This is a genomic window from Prosthecobacter sp., from assembly GCF_044227185.1.
Lineage (GTDB): Bacteria > Verrucomicrobiota > Verrucomicrobiia > Verrucomicrobiales > Verrucomicrobiaceae > Prosthecobacter.
Genome location: NZ_JBGAFO010000018.1, coordinates 30,496 through 50,962 on the forward strand (window position 1 = coordinate 30,496; position 20,467 = coordinate 50,962).

Genomic DNA, 20,467 nt, shown 5'->3' on the forward strand with positions numbered 1-20,467 from the left:
CGCGAGTGTTTGCGCCATCTTCGGCGATGTTCGGCCATCTCCCGGGTCCCACGATGTGCTGCCAGAAGGCGGCGTCTTTGTATCGAGCGCACTTCTGCGGTCTCGGCACGAGCTTGCACCGACACTATGGCGCGTGGGCGCGCTGGCTGGTGAACAGGGACAGCGCTTTTCTGACGCTGCTGGGCTCCGCCCTGGGGGAAGCACCGCCGGAGCTGTGCCAGACAACCTGCTGCAATGCGTTCGGCACGCCGCGTGATCTGGTGGCGGACAGCCCGGTGCTGCAATACACCGCCGCTGTGACGGTCTGCGGCCTGAGCGCGAAGCTGGATGACGATGCTCAGGATGAACGGGGCTGGCGACGCCATGCGGCGCGTGTGGGATCTAGAGCGCTCGACAGACCCATCGGCGACGCGCTGGGCCTGCTGCACGCGATGCGCTTTCCTGTGCAAGACGTGCGCGCCTGGATGGCCGGGCAGGCTGACATTGAGCATTCATCCGCCAGTCTCCATGAATGCGCCGGGCCGACGTGTGCGGCGTATGGTGAGATCGTGGGGCACCTGGCGCAGGTGTCTGGTGCACCGGGTGCCAAACCGCTGCTGCATCAACTCGGTGAAAGCCTGGGCTTTCTGATCTACGCGCAGGATGCGTGGGAGGACTGGGCGCGGGACAAGAAGCGTGGCCAGTTCAACCCGCTGCATGCCTTTCCTGATCTCGCGGGACGTCGTGCCGCGTTCCTGCCTGCGCTTGAGCAAGCACTGGCCAGCCTGCGGCGTGCTTTTGATGCCCTGCCGCTGCGGCGACATCGCGATCTGCTGCAGACGGTGCTGATCGCAGGGGCGGAAGAGCGGGTGGTGCAGGTGGCGGGAGGAAGATGGAAAGGCACGAAGCATGCGCAGCCACCCATGGAAGGCACCGAGCGCAAACGCTCCTGCTGCGGTAAATGCGATGGGCGCTGTTGCTGCGAATGCTGTGACGTGGCGGGCTGCTGCCGCCCTGGATGGACCCGAGGCGGGAGTTCCACGGTGGACTGCAATCCCTGCGACGGCGACGGCTGTGGATGCTGCGGCTGTGACTGCTAGCGCAGGCTGTCATTGATTTGGCAAACCTCCAGGCATCCGTACAGCCTGAACGATGAGATGATGGGGCGAAAGCCCTGTTCCCGGGCCCATTCAGGGCCCTTCCTGAAGAGACGGTGCGAGTGGACCGGGTGACCCAGGGCTTGTCGCTGCGCTCCGGCGCCCTGGGCTGGCTCCGGGGGTCCTTCAGACCCCATGCAGTGCGACGCCTTGAGTCGTTGCGTTCCTCGTGGCGGGCTACATTCGCCGTGATCAGGCCACTGCGCACACCTTTGCGGAAAGGCCGGGCCGCAGTGCGATGGTGTCCCCTGCCCGCCTGGCGATGAGTTTCTGCCCCAATGCGGATGCGGGGGTGATGACGACGACTTCCTGGCCTTCATGCACAATCTCTGTACCGCCTGCGAATGGGCCGAGGAAATAGTGTGTTTGTTCGCCGGAGGTCTCCAAGGTCACGAGGGCTCCCAGTGTGAGGGCGGCACCTGGCGCCAGGGCATTTCCTGACAATGCGCCAAAGACACGCACGGCCTCCTGCAACTCTGCCACGCGCTGGGCCTGGCCGCGGGCCACGTAGGAGGCCTCCAGAGTGCGGGTGTCGTACTTGTTCTCCGCCTTGCTGTCCGGATCCGTGGCGGCGGCGAAGGCGCCCTGCGCGGCACGGGTGAGGGTGGCGAGCTCGGCGCTGAGCACGGAGACGATTTGATCAAGGACGGCTTGTTTGTTCACGGAAAAAGGAAGGGCAAGCGGTGCGCTGATCTGGGGGTGGATCAAGGAGGAAAAGACGGCATTGACCTGCGGCGGTGGTTTTTGATAAGCTTCCTTCGTGAACAAGCGCCGGTGTCAGCGTCCTCTGGTTTTCATCAGCTTTCCGTATCTTGCGGTGATCGTGCTTGTGGCGCTGCTGGCCAGCGGGACCCTGGCGGTGTTTAGCAAGATTCTTCAACGAAGCCGGCAGAACCCAAATACCGTCCGTGGTGCCGGCGTGGAAAAAGCAGCATTGACCCTCGGGCGCGATTTCAGGTAGAATTCAATTATGAAAACGCAACGGCGCCAGGCTCAGCGCGGGTTCACCCTGATTGAGCTGCTTATCGTGATCACCATCATCGCGATTCTCGCCAGCCTGACGGCAGCGGGAGTCGGCTACGCCATCGACCAGGCCAATCGTGTGAAAGTACGAACGGTGCTGATGGATTTGAGGAACGGCATCGACCAGTACCAGACGGACTACATCCGCTTCCCCCTCGACTCCAACGTGGCGGGGGCCAATGGCGAGGATGCGCCCGAGCTGCTGACGGATGGCAGCAACTTGCTGGTGGATGCGCTGCTGGGTGTTCCGCCGGCATCGAGCGGAACGACGGATCTGAATCCGAAGCGCACGCCTTACGCCAGCTTTCCGCCTGCAAACAATGGTCGCCATGGCCTGGTGGGCGCCACGCGTCCGTATAAGCTGACGGACATGTATGGGCAGCCCTACCACATCCTGCTGGACACGAATGGTGACAACCAGGTGAAGAACCCTGATGCCGGCAATGCGGACGCCAAAATTTCGGCGAACCAGCCGGCGCACCTGGCCTACAAGGTGATCGTTTACAGCAGCGGGAAGGACCAGATACCGCTGACGAGCGACGACATCACCTCGTGGCGGCCGAAATGAAAACAGCTGCGGGCTTGCGCTTTATTTATCCGCCGACTTGAAGACTTCGGGGTGGTCGAGGACCATTTTCCGCATGCGTTCCACCTGCGTGGAGGGACAGTCGGGGGGCATCCAGGTGGCGTGTTCGACGGCGTCGCGTCCGGCGATGGTGCCGGCAATGACGTAGGCGGCGAGCAGGGTGCCGAGGACGTCGGCATGGGTGCCGTCCTCGGCATAGAGCGAGAGGGCGGGATAGAGATCGTGCACCAGCCACCAGAAGTCGCCCACGGGGCTGACGAGGATCTGCGCGCCCGGCTCTTTTTCCAGCACTGCTTTCACGGCCTTTGCGTTTGCGACGTGAATGCGGGCGCGCGCCTCCGCGGGTGAAGCACCGGTGAGAAGAGCATCGGCGTCTTTTTCCTTCCAGAGCTTCTCATGCCGTGACCAGACCTGGAAAACGATGATGAGTGCTTTCGGATTCTGCTCGCGGGCGAGTTTGACGAGCTTGGAGAGGCCGTTTTCCATCAACTGTCTGGCGTCTGCATCCACGGCGGCGGCCGCGGAGATGACGCTCTGCTCCTGCACGACGACGATGTCCCAGGGCTTGCCATCATCCGCGCCTTTTTTCAGGAGCTCGAGGCCTTCGGTGTTGGTGGAGTGCCGTTCGAGCGAGTAGCTGCCCTGCAGGCTGCTGCCGATGTGCGGGGAGAGCATGCCGGAGGAGAGCAGCAGCTCCCCCACCATGCCGGGAAGGCGGTTGAAGGCGGTGTAGCTGTTGCCGAAAAACAGAATGCGGGCGTGCGGGGCTTCATCGGCTGCACGCGCGTGCGCATGACAGCCGCAGGCGGCGAGGCCCGCCAGGAGCAGCCTGCGTCTGGACCATGAGAGAAGCGTGAAAGGACTCATGGCTTGCACAGCTTGTCCGCGAGCGCCTCGGCCTTTTCATTGCCCTCCCTGGCGGCCAGATGGCCGACCACGCGCGACTTGTCCTTGTCGAGCCGGATGATGACGAGCGTCTCCAGGGGGGTCTGCTTTTCGTCATCGGCGCTGGAACGCATGCGGTAGATGATGGCGTAGGGCACGAACCTGCCGCCCTGACGGAAGCCGCGCCACTGCACGACGTTGTTCGCCTTGGCGGGGAACTGGCCGGGGCAGGCGGTGAGGGTGTCATTCATGAGGTCGGTCTTCTGGCCGTCGTAGATGAGATTGATCCAACTGCGCAGATCGCCGCCTTCATGAATGACCTGATAGCCTGCCAGGCCGGGACAGAGGTGCTTGAAATGGTCGATCTCAGGCTCTTTCTCGCGCGCGGAGTCCTCGAGGATTTTGACCTTCTTGGGGTCGGTGGTGGTGAACTCGGAATCAGGCTGGGGCTCCGCGGCGGGGGCGGAAGCGAGCAGGCAGGCAAAGGCGAGGAGAAACAAAGGGAGAGATTTCATGGCGAGATCATTTGAGCGCGGGGTCTGCCGCGCCATCGGCTTTGCGATAGAGACTGGTGGGGATGAGCATCTGCGGCGGGAGTTCCTCGCCTTTCGAATAACGCATGAAGGCGCGCACGACTTCCACGCCCATCTTGTCGGGGAACTGGATGGGGTCGGCGTAGATTTTGCCGTCTTTGATGGCCTGCTTGCCCTCCGGCTGGCCGTCAAAGCCGATGATGACGACCTTGTCTGTGCGTCCGGCTTTTTCCACGGCACCACGCGCGCCAAGTGCGCCGGGATCATTGATGGCGAAGATGCCGATGAGATCCGGCTGGGCCTGGAGCATGTCTTCGGTGGCCTTGTAGCCTTTGTCATTGGCGCCGCCGCAGTCGAGTTCGCTGACGATTTCGATCTTGCCGGCGGCGGTGGCATTGTGGGCGGCGAGCACTTCCTTGAAGCCTCTCACGCGGAGGATGCAGGACTCCACCTGCTTCATGTCGAGCACGCCGATTTTTCCACCGCGGCCTTTCAAGGCTTCGATCATGGCGTCGGCAGCCATCTTGCCGCCGCCAAAGTTATCCGTGGCGACCTGGGTGGCGATCTTCACGCCGGGTTCGTTGCAGGGAACGTCCACGGTGAAGACGGGAATGGTGGCTTCGTTTGCTTCCTGGATGACGGTGACGATGGCCTTTGAATTCGTGGGGCTCAGCACGATGGCTGCGACGTCCTTGACGATGAAGTCTTTGATCTGGTTGCTCTGGCGCGCCACGTCGCCGTCCGCGCTGACGATGAGGGTGTCGTAGCCGTGCTTCCTGGCCTCGGCCTCGATGTTGTCGGCGATGACCTTGAAGAAGGGATTTTGCAGGGAGAGCAGTGACACGCCGATGGTGCCCCGGGATGATGCCGCAGGTTTGCCGCAGGCGGCAAGCAGGAGGGTGCAGGCAAGAAGGAGGCGGCGGAGAGTCATTGGGGACATGCTAGCATAGGAACAACCGGAGGGTGCAAGTCTGGAGATGCTGTTATTGTGCAGCGCAGCATTCAACTTCATGCCCCAGGCAAGCGCTGCTCCATCGAACGAATCGCATCTCTTAACTCCTCAATGCCCTCCGTTCCTGCGACGAAATGGCCAATGACCGAGCGAAATTGCGCGGCCAGATTGGGATCGTCCGGAGCCACCTGCGCCAGAATTGGTTCGATCATCTGCCGCGCCACCGCCACGAATGTATTGCCATTGAAAAAACAGAATGGAGCCAGGCAATGGCATTCGTAGGCAATCAACAATGCACGCTCTAGGGTAAGGTCCTGGCCGCGATGCAGCTCCCATAAACTGCGTGCGGGTTCATAGCCGTCGGAAGTGGGCTTATGCACCACATTTTGACGCTGGCAGAGAGCGGCGTTCAGCCGTTCCACCATCTCCCAGGGGAAGTTATCGAGCCAGTTTCGTTTCCACACGGTGGTTGGAATATTTGGCCGCCAGTTCCGCCGCGTCCTGCTTCAAGCCATCCACACCACGGCTTTTCAGATGACCCGTTCCGGTCGTTTTGAGCTTTGGCTCAGCGACAAATCGGTCCTGGATTGCCAGCGCATCCGCCAGCAAATTTTGAAACACATCCGCTTCGCCATGCAGCCTTGGAGCATTGGAGGTCATAAAGTAAAATAATCGAAAGCTGTCCCGTTGCCAGACTATTTATTCCTCGGCATACCGCAAGAATACCTTCCGCCTTGTCGCAAATGCCTGCGTCTCTGCATTCCAGTCTGTCACGATCTTTTTCCACGAGTCGCCGCCGCGCATTTCTTTCACGCTGGCGGCGCGATTGAGGAGGGTGTTCACCAGATCGAGCTTGAACTGCTTTGGATAAAGACGGTGCAGGGTGCTGGCGATGGCGATGCCGGCATCGACGGCATTCAATGCGGTGCGGTCGGTGATGGCGATGCGCACGCCGCCACAGGGCTCGCCTTTGAAAATGCTGGTGGTGGGGGTGAAGCGGATGGGGGTGAACTGGACGCCGGAGAGGCCGAGCTTGTTCAACTCATAGGAGAGGCGCAGATCATCCACATAAGGTGCGCCGAGGATTTCGAAGGGGGTGTCGGTGCCGCGGCCGACGGTGATGCTGAACTCGAGCAGGCCAACGCCAGGATAGAGCAACGCGGCGTTTAAGGAGCGCATGTTCGGAGAGGGATTGATCCAGGGGAGGCCGGTTTGATCGAAGAGCATGTGGCGCTGCCAGCCTTCGACGGGGATCACCTTCAACACACAGCCGATGTGGCGCTCAAAGTTCATCATGGTGGCGAGTTCGCCGGCGGTCATGCCGTGGCGCAGAGGGATGGCGTGGGTGGCGGTGGGTTTTTCGGCGTCGATGACGGCGGGGCCCTCCACTTCGATGCCGCCGATGGGATTGACGCGGTCGAGGACATAGAAGGCTTTTTTGGCTTTTGCCGCGGCCTCCATGCAGAGGCGCATGGTGCCGATGTAGGTGTAGAAGCGGCAGCCGATGTCCTGGATGTCGAAGACGAGGGCGTCGAGGTCGGCGAGCTGTTCCGCTGTGGGCGCGCGCTGCTCGCCGAAGAGGCTGAGCACGGGGAGGCCGGTTTTTTTGTCGGTGGAGTTGCTGATCTTTTCCTGGTCGAGTTCGCCGCGGATGCCGTGCTCTGGGCTGAAGAGTTTTTTCAGTTTTACGTCGGATGCATTGGCGAGGAGATCGATGGTGCTGTGGCGCTGGGCGTCGATGCCGGTTTGATTGGTGATGAGGCCGATGCGGAGGCCTTTCAAATCGGAGAACTTCCGGCGGACGAGGACGTCGATGCCATTGAGCACGGTGGGCACTTCTTTTTCGGCACGGGGCCAGGGCGGGCCGCTGGCGGGGGTGAGGGTCAGGCATTTCGCGGCGGTGGTGCCGATCTCTTCATACAGTTCACGCACGCTGCCTTTGCCGTGGGGATGCAGGCGTGAGCTCATGAAGATGACGAAGGTCTTTGAGGGCGGATCGATCCACAGGCTGGTGCCGGTGAAGCCGGTGTGGCCGAAGGAACCGATGGGGAAGACTTTGCCACGCGGGCGGCTGAAGGCGGAGTCGATGTCCCAGCCGAGACCGCGGCGCTCATAGACGGTGGCGATGGTCTGCGGTGAGGTCATGAGCGTCACCGTTTCGGGTTTGAGGACGCCTGCGCCGCCCGCGAGGATCATGCGCGCGTATTTGGCGAGATCGCCAGCGGTGGTGAAGAGGCCTGCGTGGCCGGTGACACCGCCCATCTTGCGCGAGGTAGGATCGTGCACGACGCCGCGGAGCATGACACCGCTCTCGTCGTTTTCGGTGGGGGCGATGCGTGCTTTCCATTCCTCGGGCGGAAGGAAGCGGGTGGAGTCCATGTGAAGAGGCGCGAAGACATGCTGCGCGGCAAACTCATTGAGCTTCATGCCGCTGACGCGCTGCACGATCTCGCCGAGGAGGATGAAGTTGATGTCTGAGTAGCGGAAGAAGCGATCGGGCGGGCCGTCGGGTTCGGAGGCGATGGCGCGTGCAAGGCCGGTGGCGTAGCCGGTCCATTCGGGCTCCTTGGGGATGCCGGGCTTGAAGCCGGAGGTGTGGGTGAGCAGATGGCGGACGGTGATGCCTGGACGGAACTCGGGGAGGTAGCGGCGGACCTCGGCCTCGATGTCGATTTTACCCTGCTCCATGAGGATGAGCACGCTTGGCAATGTGGCGACGACTTTGGTGAGGGAGGCGGCATCGAAGACGGTGTCCTCGGTCATCGCTTCTTGGGCGGGCAGGAGGGCGCGCTGGCCTTCGACCAGCGTGAGCTTTTTATCTCCGCTTTCAAGCCAGAGCACGGCACCGGGCGGAGTGCCTTTGGCGACGGCTTTGCTCACGACCGCGCGCAGCGGATCGAACTCGTCTGCGTGTGAGAAGGAGAAGAGGAGAAGGAAGAGAAGCAGGCGCGGCATGAGAAATGGCATCCTGCCAGAAACGCGGCGCGGCCGCCTATTTCTTTTTCTTCTTGGGCGCGGGTTTGCCGGCACGGGGGCTTTCGAAAATGGGAGCGATGGTGCCTTTCTCCCAGTCGGCGATGGCGGCGACGAGCTCCTGAACCACGGCGGGTTTTTCGGCGGCGATGTTCTTGGATTCGCCGATGTCGGTGGAGAGATCGTAGAGCTCAGGCTGCGCGGTGCCGAGGCGCACGAGCTTCATGCTGCCGCGGCGCACGGCGTTGTTTCCGCCGGGGCCGCCGGTGCGCCAGAAGAGGGTGTCGTGCGGTGCACCGGTTTTTTCGCCGCTGAGGAAGGGCAGGAGGTTCACGCCATCGAGATTCTGGGGAGCGAGGCCGGCGGAGTCTGCGGCTGCGAGAGCGGTGGGCAGGAAGTCGAGCGCGATGACGGGCTGCTCGTATTTGCCGGGTTTGATTTTGGCGGGCCAACTCACGAGAAAGGGCACGCGCATGCCGCCTTCATAGACCATGCCCTTCGCGCCACGCAGGGGGGCGTTGTTGGTGAAGTTGCTGCCGCTCTTGGCCTGGAGATTGGGGCCGCCGTTGTCGCTGACGAAATAGACGAGCGTGTTGTCGCGCTGCTTTGACTCGTCCAGTTTGACAAGCACCGCGCCGATGGCCTCGTCCATGGCGCAGACCATGGCACAGTAGGTCTGGCGGCTTTTGTCCGGAATCTGGGAGAATTTGTCGAGCCACTTCTGCGGGGCCTGAAGGGGTGTGTGAGGTGCGTTGAAGGCCAGATAAAGCATCCAGGGTTTGGCCTCGCCGGCGTGATGGCCGATGAATGAGGAGGCTTCGTCGCCGAACTGCTCGGTGAGGTACTTGGTCTGGGCCTCGTCCTTGCCGTTGCGGTTCAGCGGGATGGTGTATTCCACGCCGCCCTTGTCCCCAGGGAAGTACTGATGCCCGCCGCCGAGGGCTCCGAAGTATTCGTCAAAGCCGCGCTTGTTTGGGTGGAACTGCGGGTGCGCGCCGAGATGCCATTTGCCAACCGCGCCGGTGGTGTAGCCGGCTTTTTGCATGAGCTGGGGGAAGGTCGTCTCGGTAAGGGGCAGTCCGGCCACGGTATCCTGCGGCAGCCAGGCGGGGTTGTTTTCATGGCCAAAGCGCTGCTGGTAGCGGCCGGTCATGATGCCTGCACGGGTGGGGCTGCAAAAAGGGTGCGAGACGTAGCCATTCGTGCAGACGAGGCTCTGCGCTGCGAGCTTGTCGAGGTTTGGCGTGGGGATCTCCGTGGAGCCCTGGAAACCGACGTCGTTGTAGCCGAGATCGTCCGCGACGATGAGCAGGACGTTGGGTTTGGCGGCAAAGGCGGATGCGGCGAGCAGCAGGGAGGCGAGGAGGAGGAACGGGCGCATGGTGGTGGCGCGAAAACGTCCATTTGCCGTTCTTGTTTCAGTTCAAGCTTGCAACTCAGGCTGAAATCCGGCATGCCCAGGGGATGAAGCCCAGCCTGCTCCTATCCCTTGTTTTGCCTCTTTTGATGACTCAGTGCGGCGATGAGTCCAAGAAACCTGCCGCGGCGGCGAAGCCGGTGGAGGAAAAGCCTGCGGTGGCGGCGGCTCCTGCTGCTGCTGCGCCAGCACCCGCAGCAACCGCGCCAGCACCCGCCAAGGACGCGCCGAAGAAGGTGTACTGGACGGAGCAGATGATGCACACGGAGATCAAGTACCACAACCCGGCCTACACAGGCGACGGGCAGTTCAGCATCGAGGCGGGGAACGTGGTGGCGCTGAGCTTGCGCGGGGCAAAGATCGAGAACGTGAAGTTTTTGGAACACATCGAGCCGATGGCGCTGGATCTGAGCGAGACGCCGGTCACCGATCTGAGGCCGATGCAGGGGAAGAAGGTGGTGGAGCTGTATCTTGAGGACACGAAGGTGAAGGATCTCTCCCCGCTGCGCGGCATGCCACTGCAAAAACTGTACCTGAGCCGCACGCCGGTGGAGAACCTGGCGGCGCTGGAAAACATGCCGCTGGTGGAGCTGAACGCGGTGGGCTGCCCGATTGGCGACATTTCGGGCATAGGCAAATGTCCGATCCAGATGCTGTGGCTGACGGACTGCCCGGTGGAGGACATCCGGCCGCTGAAAACGGTGCCTCTGGTGAGCGTGACGCTGCACCGCACGAAGGTGAAGGACCTGACGCCGCTGAGCGGCACGGCGCTGCAGCGGCTGCACATTGGCGAGACGCCGGTGACGGATCTGACACCTCTCAAGGGCATGAAGCTGACGCGTCTGGTCTTCACGCCGGCGAACATCACGGCGGGAATCGACGTGGCGAAGGCGCTGCCGCTGGAGAAGATAGGCACGCGTTTTGACGACGGCGGCAATGATCTGATGTCACCGGCGGACTTCTGGGCCGCGTATGATGCAGCGATGAAGGCGGCTGGAAAATGACGGAAATTTGTCTTGTCGCCGCCACCATCCTCCTGACAGAATCACCGCAATTCCATGAAAGAATTCGCTTATATCCACGACGAGAAGCACAGCCCGTCGCCTCTGCGAGCGGTGCCTGCGCTCGCCAGTTTCAGCGATGACCAGCTCGATGATGTGCTCAATTCCAGCAGCCTGCTGCAATGCGAGCCGGGCGACCACATCATCAAAGAGGGCAGCATCGACTCCCGCATCTACGTCCTGCTCAGCGGAGAGCTGGAGGTGCGGGTGGGCACCAAGAAAGTGGCTGCCATCACCCGCATCGGAGAAGTGTTTGGGGAGCTGGCGCTGGTGAATCATGACAAGCGGCTGGCGTCCGTGATCGCGTCCAGCAAGGCGGTGTGCCTGGCAGTGGACCAGAAGTTCCTGCAGGACATCCACCCGCGTGAGGAGGATCCGGATTTTCATGCGGCGCTGTATGAATTTGTGGCGCGGCTGGTGGTGCGGAAGCTGGAGGCCACCTCCAAGCGGCTGGCGGCGGTGGAGAAGGAACTGCGCGAGCTGAAGGAGGCCCAGGCCCACGCCTCCGCTGCGGCGAAACCGGCGGCTGTGCCGAAGCTGAAGCGGCCGGTGAAGCGTGCGCCTGCCGCGGCGGCGAGGAAGCCGGCGCGGGTGAGGTAGTGTGATTTTGCAGGCTCTGGGTGTTGCGCCCGGAGCCTGCTAAAGCAGGCACTACAATACGAGCGTTGAGGAACTGCGGGAAGGTTTGTGGGATGATGGGAGCGCTGGGCTCATCTCGCGGAGCGAGATGAATACTGTACTTTTACGCGCCGCCGCCGATCGTGATGCGTTTGGCGGGGATGGGTGACTCGATGATGCCGAGCTCGGTTTCCTGCTTGAGGCGGAGCTGGCCGCAGGCGGCGGCGATGTCGTGGCCTTTCTCGCGGCGCAGGGTGGCGGTGACGCCGGCGTTGGTGAGCACGGCGAGGAAGGCATCCTGCGCGGCTTCGCTGGGGCGCACCCAGTCAAGGCCATCGACGGTGTTGTAGGGAATGAGGTTGACCTTGGCGTTCGCAGCGCGGGCGCGCTTGGCGAGGGCCTGAGCCTGCTGCAGGCTGTCGTTGACGCTGGCGATGAGGATGAACTCGAAGGTGAGGAACTGCTTTCGCTTCTGGTTCCAGTAGTCGAGGGCTTCGAAGAGCTCCGCGAGGTGGTGCTTGCGGTTCACCGGCATGATTTTTTCACGCACTTCATCGGTGGCGCCGTGGAGGGAGATGGCGAGGCGGATTTGGAGCGGGAAGTCGGCAAGCTTTTTGATCTGCGGCGCGAGGCCGCTAGTACTGACGGTCATGTGCCGTGCACCGATGCCGATGCCCCACTCGGCATTGAGGATTTCGATGGCCTTGGTGACGTTGGAGAAATTGGCGAGGGGCTCGCCCATGCCCATGAAGACGAGATTGTCCACGCGCTCTCCGGCGTAGGCCTCCACCTGCACGATCTGCTCGACGATTTCCGCCGCGGTGAGATTGCGCGTGAAGCCGGCGAGGCCGCTGGCGCAGAATTTGCAGTCGTAGGCACAGCCGACCTGGCTGGAGACGCAGAGGGTGCGGCGGTCGGAGGCACCGCCGTAGAGGGCGGGATTGGCGGGGATGAGGACGGTCTCCACGTAGCGGCCGTCGTGGAGCTTGAGGAGGAATTTGCGGGTGGTGTCAGCCGAGCCGGTGACCTTGGCGACGCTCATCGTGCGCGTGACAAAGCGGGTGGCGAGGGCTTCGCGGGTGGCCTTGGGCAGATTCGTCATCGCCTCAAAGGTGGCGGCGCGTTTGGCGAAGACCCACTCGACGAGCTGTTTGGCGCGGAAGGCGGGCTGGCCGAGCTCCGTGAACACGGCGGAGATTTCCTCCGGCTTCATGCCGAGGAGTCCCTGGGGGGCGGGGGTCGTGCTCATGCGGTCACCATTGGCGATGAAATGAGGATTTGAAATTCGAGATTTGAGTTTGATGCTGTGGTCATGGGAATTCCCGCACTTATTGCCATGCTGGTCATGATCGTACTGATCGGTGTGGGCATCGGCATCGGGCTGTTTGCGTGTGTGATCGCGGCGGGGCTGGCGATGCTGGGGGTGGTTTCGAGTTCGGTGGCGCTGGGATTCTATACGAAACGACCGGCGACGGCGGTGCGTGCGCTGCTGCTGCAATGTGGCGTGCTGGCGGGCATTCCCGCCGGAGCGATCACGGCGTGGGTGGGGCGGGCTTTTTTAGAGAAGGTGGACGAGAGCTGGATGATCGCGGTGTATGGGGGGATCGGTGGCGCGGTGGCAGGCGCGGTGCTGGCGCTGATGCTGGATTTTATTTTCCGCCGCACGCATGCGTGGGTGGAGCAGAGGGTGAAGGGGAAGGCGGTGGTGGGGTAGCTCGGGACTGTGGTCGGCTCGCGGGGGCGATAAGCCCATGCCTTCGATGATTGGCATGCGTTTGATGGCTTGAGAATGATCTTTCCCTGAGAACGCGTCGAGTTCTTCTCGCGGAGCGAGAAGACTACTTTACGGCTGCTTTTCCTGCTCGCGGAACTGCGTGGGGGTGAGCTTGGTCATCTTCTTGAAGTCTTTGGAGAAGAAGAACTGATCATGGTAGCCGACCTGGCGGGCGATTTCTTTGACGGGGTCGTCGGATTCGATGAGGCGGCGCTTGGCCTGGTTGATGCGCTCGCGGCGGAGCCAGTCGATGGGGCTGGTGCCGATGGCGGCCTTGAACTGGCGGCTGAAGTGGCTCTCGCTCATGCCGCTGAGCTGGGCGAGCTCGATGACGCGCATGGGGAGATGGAAGTAGAGGCGCATGCGCTCGAGAGCCTTCGAAACGGCGGAGGGAAGCTCCGGCTGCACGAGGCCGGGCTCTGAGAGGCGCACGTGGAAGGCGAGGCCGATGATGGCGGCGACGGCGGCGCTGGCGAGAGCGGCATCACTGGGGCGGGTGCCGCTCATGTACTGAAAGGCGCGCTCAAACTCCGCTTTGATGGCCTGCTCATTGATGCCTTCGAGGACGGGCTGGGAACGCACCTGGAGGAGCTCGGCAATGCGGTCGAGAGATCTGCCCTCAATGCGCATCCAGTAGAGCTCCCAGGGATCTTTTTTCGCGGCGCCGTAGAGGTGGGGGTGGTGGCAGTTCACCCAGAGGAGAGCGCCGGGGCCGACCTCGTGGCGTTTTCCGGCGATCTGGACCCAGCCGTAGCCTTTGAGGCAGAGAATGAGCTCGTGGCCGGGGTAGGTCTCGCGCTCGATGCGGTGCTCGTATCCGGCCTTCAAATGGCCTGCGCGCACCACGGAATAAAACAAATCGCGCTGCCAGTCCGCCGGAGTGGCGTAAAGATTCGTCATGAAGACGGTTTCATGGAACAGCGAGGCCATGGCCGGATAATACATTCAACAGGCCCTGGGTGTCGAGCGATGATTGCAGACCCGGGAAGAGCGGGGCGGGGAAAATCCTTTTGCAGCAGAGGGGGCAAAGCGGCATACTGGGAGCCCGCCGCGCAGCTCATCCCATGCCTGCCTGCGTGCGTCTTTTCTTTTTCAGCACACCATGCCCACCTACGATTACGAATGCCAGACGTGCGGCCACCAGTTTGAGGCCAAGCAGTCCATGAAAGACCCGCATCTCACGGAATGCCCGATTGAAGGCTGTCCGGGACCGGTGAAGCGCAAAATCGGCATGGGGGCGGGGTTCATCTTCAAAGGCAACGGCTTTTACATCACCGACTACCGCAGCGACTCGTACAAAGCGGCGGCGAAGAAGGACTCTGAAAGCGCGGCGGCCTCCACGAGTTCCGCGCCAGCCGCCGCAAGCCCGGCTCCTGCCGCCAGCACCCCTGCCCCAGCCAAGACCTCCGGCAGCCAGGCCTGAGGTACGCCGCCCTTCCCCAACCCCATGCCGCCGTGATTCGTTCCCTTTTTAAGATCCTGCGGTTTCTCGGCGTGAGCCTGCTGGCTGGTGCCGCGTGGGTGGCACATCGTCCGGCCGAGCTGCCCAAGACCGCGGCACCCAGCGCGGCCAAGGCGGACGACCTGCTGGACTCCCTGCACCAGACGACGATCAAGCGAACGGCAGTGATTGAGATCAGCGAGGCGGACATCAACCGCCACCTGATGACGACGCTGGCAGGAAAGATCCCCGGCATGCTGGGCGGGTGGGTGGCCTTTGATGGAGCACGCGTGGATCTGGAGCCGGACAGCGCGCGTGTGGTGCTGATCTGGAAGATCCACGGCTACACGCGCACCGCCAGCGTGGACCTGGCGATTCACCGTGATGAGAAAAACTTCCGCGTGGAAGTGCTGCGCGGCGCCTACGGGCATCTGCAGATGCCACGTGGGATGATGCGGCCGCTGGACCCCTCTCTCCGGGCGCTGGCGGATGCGCTGGCCCCGGAAATCCGCGCCTTGTTTCAAATGACGCAGATCACCATCGCCAAGGACAAGCTCGTGCTTGATCCGCGCTTCCCTTCCGCATGAACCGTCATCTTCCATCCGCCCTCGCAGGGGTGCTCGCATTTGTCTTCTCCGCGCTGCTGGCGGCGGGGCAGACCCCCGTGCCGCCGACGCCAGCCCTGACGCAGGCACAGAAGGAAGCCGCGGCGGCGATCGAAGCGCCAAAGACGGCCGTGCCACCGCCGCTGCCGGGAGAGCTGAAGCCGGGAGAAGCCGCGAAGCCGGCACCTGCAACAGCGCCTGCGCCTGCGACAGCAGCACAGCCGCAGATGCCACCTGCCGGGCCTGCGGCACCGCCGGTTTCTGGCAACTCCGCCAGCAAACTGCAGGCGCTGGAAGCCGTGACGCAAAAGCCCGCGGTCACGAGCGCACCGCGTGTTTCGGCACCATCTGACAAGGTGCCCGTCACCAGCTCCACCAGCACCAGCCGGCAGTTTGTGGTGCATGGGAAGGTGTTTGAAACGCGCAGCGCCATGGCCACGCGCTGCGAGGAAATTTCACAGGATCTGCGCAAGGTGCTCAATGACAAGGAGCCGTGGGTGCTGCCGATCGTGGTGGTGCTGAACACTGGCGAGGACGCCGCGAAGACGCAGGGGCCGCCCATTTCCACGGCGATCACGGAGCTGAGCTTTGGGGGCTTTCATCTGCAGGTGACGGTGAACGAACGCCCGGGGCTGAAGGCGGAGGACCTGCGCAAGGAGGTGGTGCGCGCGCTGCTGGCGGAGCGCATCGTGCGGAATCATCAGAAGCTGGAGGTTCCTGAAGGCCGCCTGCTGCTGCCCGACTGGGTGATGACCGGCGTGCTGAAGGCGATGGACTACCGGAGCAGCGCCGCGCCCAGCAGCCTGTTTGCCACGCTTTTCCGCAGCGGAAAAATTTATGGCATCGAGGAGATCATCGAAGCCTCGCCGGTGGAGATGGACCACCTCTCCCGCACGATTTATGAGACCTCCTGCTGTGCGCTGGTGCTGGCGCTGGTGGACCAGCCGAACGGCCCGCAGCACCTGAACAAGTTTCTCAATGCTCTGGCGAATGATCCGCGCCCGGAGCGCCAGCTTCTCAGCGCGGCGTTTCCGAATTTTGCGGCCTCCGCCTCCAGCCTGAACAAGTGGTGGTCCCTGCAGCTGGCCACGCTGGCAAAGCAGGGGGTGGGCGAGCCCTACACTGCCGCGGAAAGCATCAAGGCCATCGAGGAGGCCATCACCATCCATTATGAGGCACCGCCTGCCGCAGTGCCGAAGAATGTGAAGTTTCATCCGTTCGTGCTGCCAGCGCCACTGGCGGTGGCCAGTGCCAGCGAACCGCGGGCGCCGGCATCCGCACCCACTGCGGATGCGCCGGCCGCCAGGCCTAGAACGCCAGCCGCTGCTGCTGAGGCCGTGGCCGGAGATGAGCCGCAAGGGGATGGCTCAAAGCCGAAACGCAGCCTGTGGCGGCGGTTTCTCTTCCTGGGGGATGGAACCGAAAAGCAAGCCGAGCCCAAGGCGGGTGACAAACCACCTGCCGAGACCGCAACTCCCGCCGCCACCACCGAAGCCGAGAAGAAAGCGGAGGAGGAAAAGAAACCGGGATTCATCGGCCGGCTCTTTGGCGCCGGTGGCGAAGAGAAGAAGGCGCCTGAAAAAGAAAAAGCCGCGGCCATCGAGAAGCCGAAGCTTCCGGCCAAAAAAGAGCCCGAGGTGAAGCCGGAGGCCAGGCCTGCGCCGCAGGAAGAGAAGGAGGAAAAGAAACCTTCCAAGCTCAATCCGCTGAACTGGTTCCGGGGTGAAAAGAAACCTGCCGAAGAAAAGAACGAGGAGAAACCCGCGAAGGAGAAGCAGGCCTTGATTTCTCCGCCGGAGCCTCTCGATGTGGCGCGGCTGATTTCGCCCGCGCTGGCGGATGCGTGGCAGCTTCTCGCTCCCGCCGCAGCACAGCCCGCCATCGAGCCGCTGTTTGGCTTCCGCAAATCCAAACCCAAACCGAAGACCGAAGAAGCGCCGAAGGAAGAGCCGCCTGCCAAAAAGCCTGCCGGCGATGACCGGCCTGCCGCCAAAAAGAGCAGCAAGTCGCGCACGAGCAATCCCAACGCCAAGCCGGCATCGAAGTCATCGGCGAAGACGGAGGACAAACCGCGCACCACCAATCCGAACGCCAGGCCCGCCACTGCGGAGCAGGCCAAAGCCATGGCGCCCGCCGCCACCGACCAGGCGGGACCCGCGCTGGTGCCGGTGAGCCTGCCGCTGGAGGAGTACCAGCACATCCTCAAGAACCCGGATCTTTCCAAGATCCTCTCGTACAACATCGTGTCGCTTCAGGCGCTGGAGCTGCGCGTGAGCGTGCTGTTCCGTCCGGTGGTGAGAGGGTACCTCGTGGCCGTGCATGACATTGAAACGGGGAAGACCAAGGACATGGACAAACGCCTGGCCACGCTGCATGAGTTTGCGTTGATCGCGTATCAGAAGTCCATCGCGGTGCGGGACTATCTGGACTGGTTTGAGGCCAGTGAAAGCGGGCGGCTGTCAGGCAAGTTTGAGGACTTCCTCAAGCTGCCGGAGACCATTCAGAAAGAGCTGCCGCCGCGCACGGATCCGATCTCGAAGTATCTGGATGCGATCGACAAGGAGTTCTCGAAGTAGGGCTGTTCGACCTGCCCTGAACTGCACATAAAATGTGCGGACCACTTCACGCTGGATCAATTCAAGCCCACATCCTCAGGCATGCCGGCCATGACTTGATAGACGGGGCCCATGTCCTTGAGGATGGCGGACCACATCTGGGTGGGCTTTTCGACGGTGAGAACGATGGGGCGCGCGGTGGTGGTGATCCAGGAGCGGACTTCGAGCTCGCTTTCGAGCTGGCCGCCGCTCCAGCCGGAGTAGCCGACGAAGCCACGCACATCGTGGCCGAGGCTCAGGGCGTGGAGGGCGTCCGCCACGGAAAGATGGGTCTGGCAGCGGAGGGTGCGGCGGCGCTTGTTCCAGTGCAGGGCGGCGAAGGCCAGCTTGTCAGTGGACACGGGGCCGCCGATGAAGACAGGGACCCCGCCGAGGGGGCCGAGATCCTGGTCTGGCAGGAGATCGGCCACGCACTGCTCCAGCGGGCGGTTCAGGATGTAGCCAAAGGCACCGTCCTTCGCGTTGTGCGCCGCCATGAAGACGACGGAGCGGGCGAAGTTGGAGTCACGCATGGCCGGTGAGGCGAGCAGGAGGCTTCCGCTGAGGGAAGACGATGATTCGTTCGAAGGTTCCGAATTCATATCGATGTCTGACGCAATAACTACGCCAGACGCTCGATTGCCATCGAAAAAAATGCGCGCTGAATTTTTTCAGTCCAGCGCGCGTCTGTTTAAGGTGGGAGAGCCGATGTCCCTTTATGCAGGCGCGACTTCGAAGCCCTGGCGATAAGTCTTCGTGAGCAGTTTGTCCGCCTCTGGTGCGTTGGTGAACTTGAGATTGGCGGCGTCCCACTCCAGGACTTTGTTTGCCTCCTCCATGCGGCCGGTGACGGGGTCAATCTTCGGAATGGCGAGGCGGGTGGCGACGTTGCCGAGCTGTACGGTTTCGGCGAGGGGGCCGGCGTAGTGGAAGCCATCGCTGGTTTTTTTGCCGGCAAGGCAGGCATCCACCCAGGTGTGCCAGTGGCTGCGGCCCTCTTCCTTCGGATATTTGAAGCCGGTGAACTTATCGAGCGGGTAGAGGCGCGGGCCGGCGACGTGGGCGAGGACCATGGTTCCGCCTTCGCCGATGAAGATGGAACCGCTGCCGGGGAGGTCGATGTCTCCGGGCATCTGCGCGAGCTTGTGGCTGGGCTTGAGGCCGCCGTCCATCCAGGTGAGTTTCATGGTCTTGCCGGCGGTGTACTGGGTGCCGGGGAAGACGTAGTTCACGGTCTCGTGCGTGGGCCAGATCTGGTTGTTGATGCCGCTGTTCTTGGCATGGACGCTGATAGGGGCGGTGAGATCGAGCGCGGTGAAGACGGGGTCCATGATGTGGCAGCCGAAGTCGCCGAGGCCGCCGCCGCCGAAGTCCTGCCAGTCGCGCCAGATGAAGGGGTGGTAGGAGGGGGCGTAGTCGCGCATGGGTGCCGCGCCGATCCAGAGGTCCCAGTTGAGATTGGCGGGAACGGGAGCGGAGGGCGGGGGCTGGAACATGCGGGTGCGCTCATTGCCAGTGACGCCGACCCAGGAATAAACCTCTTTGATTTTGCCAATGGCGCCTTCCTTGATGAGGCGGGTGCCCATGCGGTACTCGATGGACGAGTGGATCTGATTGCCCATCTGCGTGGTGAGATTTTTCTTCTCGGCCCAGAGGCGCATCTGGCGGGCCTCCCAGACGGTGTGGGCCAGGGGCTTCTGGCAATAGACGTGCTTGCCCTTCTGCATGGCGGCCACGGCGACGGGGGCGTGCATGTGGTCGGGGATGCCGACGGTGACGGCGTCGAAGCCGTCGCCAAGGGTGTTGAACATCTCGCGGTAGTCGGAGAAATGCTTCACGCCGGGGAATTCTTTGTCGGCCTTGTCGAAGCGGTTGGCATCGACATCACAGAAGCCGACGAACTTCACGGCGGCGTGGGAGCCGACGTTGTGGAGATCGCTGTAGCCCATGCCGTTGACGCCGACGCAGGCGACCTGAAGCTTGCTGTTCAGGTTTTGTCCGCGCACGAAGGCGGGGAAGGCGGCAGCGGCGGAGGCGAGGGTGGAGTTCTTGAGGAAGGTGCGGCGGGAGGTGGGCATGGCGAGCGACGATGGATTGGAATGTCTCCCAACGTACGCTGCCACGCCGGATTCTTTGTCTCCAAACGAGAAGAACGGCAGTTTAGTACCATGAGCGGTTGGAAAAGAATCTGGATCAAGGGCGCTGAGGCCTTCGTCTGATCAGTCCCAGGCGCGGGGGAGATCAGGCGCCGATACCCGCAAACAATTCGGCGGTGTCCACGCTCACTGCCGGCAGTGCGGTGCTCTGAAGGAGTGAGCCTTCGGTAATGCGGAGCTGTGTTTGATAGCGGCCGTCAACGGGGTCGCGATAGCATTCGATGCAGCGGTCCTGACCATTGACGATCCAATATTCGACCACCTGGTTTTCTGCGTACAGATCCGCCATTTCGCGATCTTCATTGATGCTGGAAACAGAAACCTCCACCACAAGAAGGGCCGTGGCCGGATGACTTTGAAAATCCTCTTCCCTGCCTGCGACCACCGAGGCATCTGGCTCGGGTTCTGAATCGGTCAAGGTGAGCGGATCCTCTTTGCGGACCCACACCTGAGCACCTGCCAGTTTTTGCAGCAGGGCGAAGATTCGCGCAGAGAGCTTCGTGTGGATGATGGACTTGCTCATTTTTTCGACAATCACCCCGCGAATGAGTTCAGCCCGCGCCGGGGCGAGACCGGTGGCGATCATTTGATGCCATGCCTGGATGGACAGCGGCATGGCACGCTGCTGAAAGCCTGGCAATGTCAGGATGGGGACCATGATTTATTCTAAATTCACCCTGAATGGCACGCAAGCCTTCATCCGGCCCGCCTCC

22 protein-coding genes are annotated in these 20,467 nt (G+C 62.5%); 9 read left to right on the top strand and 13 right to left on the bottom strand.

What is annotated here, in order from left to right; genetic code table 11:
* The first annotated feature begins 26 nt into the window (after positions 1-26).
* Entirely contained in the window at positions 27-1,079 is a 1,053-nt protein-coding gene (locus ACILSQ_RS29085) for a DUF5685 family protein (protein ID WP_395747212.1), read from the top strand.
* Between the two features lie 249 nt (positions 1,080-1,328).
* On the opposite strand, the gene ACILSQ_RS29090 is transcribed toward ACILSQ_RS29085, so the two are convergent.
* Complete coding sequence (locus tag ACILSQ_RS29090; protein WP_395747213.1) at positions 1,329-1,799, bottom strand: transcription elongation factor GreAB; 471 nt, start codon at positions 1,797-1,799, stop codon at positions 1,329-1,331.
* Between the two features lie 97 nt (positions 1,800-1,896).
* Here ACILSQ_RS29090 and ACILSQ_RS29095 point away from each other — a divergent pair, with 97 nt between their 5' ends.
* Both ACILSQ_RS29095 and ACILSQ_RS29100 read left to right on the top strand, forming a co-directional pair.
* Entirely contained in the window at positions 1,897-2,097 is a 201-nt protein-coding gene (locus ACILSQ_RS29095) for a hypothetical protein (protein ID WP_395747214.1), read from the top strand.
* Between the two features lie 9 nt (positions 2,098-2,106).
* Positions 2,107-2,727, top strand: a complete 621-nt coding sequence (locus ACILSQ_RS29100; RefSeq protein WP_395747215.1) for a type II secretion system protein — start codon at positions 2,107-2,109, stop codon at positions 2,725-2,727.
* 21 nt (positions 2,728-2,748) lie between these two features.
* Here ACILSQ_RS29100 and ACILSQ_RS29105 read toward each other — a convergent pair whose 3' ends face one another.
* From ACILSQ_RS29105 to ACILSQ_RS29135, 7 genes are all read right to left on the bottom strand, one after another.
* The gene (locus ACILSQ_RS29105; protein ID WP_395747216.1) at positions 2,749-3,612 is read right to left on the bottom strand and encodes a hypothetical protein; all 864 of its coding nucleotides are present in this window, start codon (positions 3,610-3,612) and stop codon (positions 2,749-2,751) included.
* Positions 3,609-4,145, bottom strand: a complete 537-nt coding sequence (locus tag ACILSQ_RS29110) for a hypothetical protein (protein WP_395747217.1) — start codon at positions 4,143-4,145, stop codon at positions 3,609-3,611. Before ACILSQ_RS29110 ends, ACILSQ_RS29105 begins: the two co-directional genes overlap by 4 nt.
* A 7-nt stretch (positions 4,146-4,152) precedes the next feature.
* Positions 4,153-5,094: a substrate-binding domain-containing protein gene (locus ACILSQ_RS29115; RefSeq protein ID WP_395747218.1), complete on the bottom strand. Its 942-nt coding sequence runs from the start codon at positions 5,092-5,094 to the stop codon at positions 4,153-4,155.
* A gap of 77 nt (positions 5,095-5,171) precedes the next feature.
* The gene (locus tag ACILSQ_RS29120) at positions 5,172-5,579 is read right to left on the bottom strand and encodes a hypothetical protein (protein ID WP_395747219.1); all 408 of its coding nucleotides are present in this window, start codon (positions 5,577-5,579) and stop codon (positions 5,172-5,174) included.
* Positions 5,554-5,775: a hypothetical protein gene (locus ACILSQ_RS29125; RefSeq protein ID WP_395747220.1), complete on the bottom strand. Its 222-nt coding sequence runs from the start codon at positions 5,773-5,775 to the stop codon at positions 5,554-5,556. Before ACILSQ_RS29125 ends, ACILSQ_RS29120 begins: the two co-directional genes overlap by 26 nt.
* Positions 5,776-5,814: 39 nt before the next feature.
* Positions 5,815-8,070 (bottom strand): exo-beta-N-acetylmuramidase NamZ domain-containing protein, encoded by a 2,256-nt coding sequence (locus ACILSQ_RS29130; protein ID WP_395747221.1) that lies wholly within the window; start codon positions 8,068-8,070, stop codon positions 5,815-5,817.
* Between the two features lie 37 nt (positions 8,071-8,107).
* Complete coding sequence (locus ACILSQ_RS29135; RefSeq protein ID WP_395747222.1) at positions 8,108-9,469, bottom strand: sulfatase; 1,362 nt, start codon at positions 9,467-9,469, stop codon at positions 8,108-8,110.
* Positions 9,470-9,594: 125 nt separating this feature from the next.
* Here ACILSQ_RS29135 and ACILSQ_RS29140 point away from each other — a divergent pair, with 125 nt between their 5' ends.
* Both ACILSQ_RS29140 and ACILSQ_RS29145 read left to right on the top strand, forming a co-directional pair.
* Positions 9,595-10,509, top strand: coding sequence for a hypothetical protein (locus ACILSQ_RS29140; protein ID WP_395747223.1), 915 nt, complete (start codon positions 9,595-9,597; stop codon positions 10,507-10,509).
* A 54-nt stretch (positions 10,510-10,563) separates the two neighbouring features.
* Positions 10,564-11,166: a cyclic nucleotide-binding domain-containing protein gene (locus ACILSQ_RS29145; RefSeq protein WP_395747224.1), complete on the top strand. Its 603-nt coding sequence runs from the start codon at positions 10,564-10,566 to the stop codon at positions 11,164-11,166.
* Between the two features lie 142 nt (positions 11,167-11,308).
* Here ACILSQ_RS29145 and rlmN read toward each other — a convergent pair whose 3' ends face one another.
* Complete coding sequence (gene rlmN, locus ACILSQ_RS29150) at positions 11,309-12,433, bottom strand: 23S rRNA (adenine(2503)-C(2))-methyltransferase RlmN (protein WP_395747225.1); 1,125 nt, start codon at positions 12,431-12,433, stop codon at positions 11,309-11,311.
* A gap of 63 nt (positions 12,434-12,496) precedes the next feature.
* On the opposite strand from rlmN, the gene ACILSQ_RS29155 reads away from it, so the two are divergent.
* The gene (locus ACILSQ_RS29155; protein WP_395747226.1) at positions 12,497-12,898 is read left to right on the top strand and encodes a hypothetical protein; all 402 of its coding nucleotides are present in this window, start codon (positions 12,497-12,499) and stop codon (positions 12,896-12,898) included.
* A 129-nt stretch (positions 12,899-13,027) separates the two neighbouring features.
* Here the strand turns inward: ACILSQ_RS29155 and ACILSQ_RS29160 are convergent, their stop codons facing one another.
* Positions 13,028-13,888, bottom strand: coding sequence for a helix-turn-helix domain-containing protein (locus ACILSQ_RS29160; protein WP_395747227.1), 861 nt, complete (start codon positions 13,886-13,888; stop codon positions 13,028-13,030).
* 172 nt (positions 13,889-14,060) lie between these two features.
* Between ACILSQ_RS29160 and ACILSQ_RS29165 the strand changes: the two genes are divergently transcribed.
* Genes ACILSQ_RS29165 through ACILSQ_RS29175 form a run of 3 tightly spaced genes read left to right on the top strand, consistent with a single transcriptional unit; the run spans position 14,061 to position 17,580 of the window.
* The gene (locus ACILSQ_RS29165) at positions 14,061-14,381 is read left to right on the top strand and encodes an FmdB family zinc ribbon protein (RefSeq protein WP_395747228.1); all 321 of its coding nucleotides are present in this window, start codon (positions 14,061-14,063) and stop codon (positions 14,379-14,381) included.
* Between the two features lie 32 nt (positions 14,382-14,413).
* Positions 14,414-14,986, top strand: a complete 573-nt coding sequence (locus ACILSQ_RS29170; protein WP_395747229.1) for a hypothetical protein — start codon at positions 14,414-14,416, stop codon at positions 14,984-14,986.
* A complete protein-coding gene (locus ACILSQ_RS29175; RefSeq protein ID WP_395747230.1) occupies positions 14,983-17,580 on the top strand; it encodes a hypothetical protein in 2,598 nt (865 codons plus the stop codon). Before ACILSQ_RS29170 ends, ACILSQ_RS29175 begins: the two co-directional genes overlap by 4 nt.
* A 56-nt stretch (positions 17,581-17,636) precedes the next feature.
* On the opposite strand, the gene ACILSQ_RS29180 is transcribed toward ACILSQ_RS29175, so the two are convergent.
* The 3 genes from ACILSQ_RS29180 to ACILSQ_RS29190 all read right to left on the bottom strand — a co-directional run bounded on the left by ACILSQ_RS29180 (position 17,637) and on the right by ACILSQ_RS29190 (position 20,412).
* Entirely contained in the window at positions 17,637-18,200 is a 564-nt protein-coding gene (locus ACILSQ_RS29180; protein ID WP_395747231.1) for a YqgE/AlgH family protein, read from the bottom strand.
* A 114-nt stretch (positions 18,201-18,314) separates the two neighbouring features.
* A complete protein-coding gene (locus ACILSQ_RS29185) occupies positions 18,315-19,676 on the bottom strand; it encodes a Gfo/Idh/MocA family protein (RefSeq protein WP_395747232.1) in 1,362 nt (453 codons plus the stop codon).
* A 163-nt stretch (positions 19,677-19,839) separates the two neighbouring features.
* The gene (locus ACILSQ_RS29190) at positions 19,840-20,412 is read right to left on the bottom strand and encodes a Uma2 family endonuclease (protein ID WP_395747233.1); all 573 of its coding nucleotides are present in this window, start codon (positions 20,410-20,412) and stop codon (positions 19,840-19,842) included.
* Between the last annotated feature and the right edge of the window lie 55 nt (positions 20,413-20,467).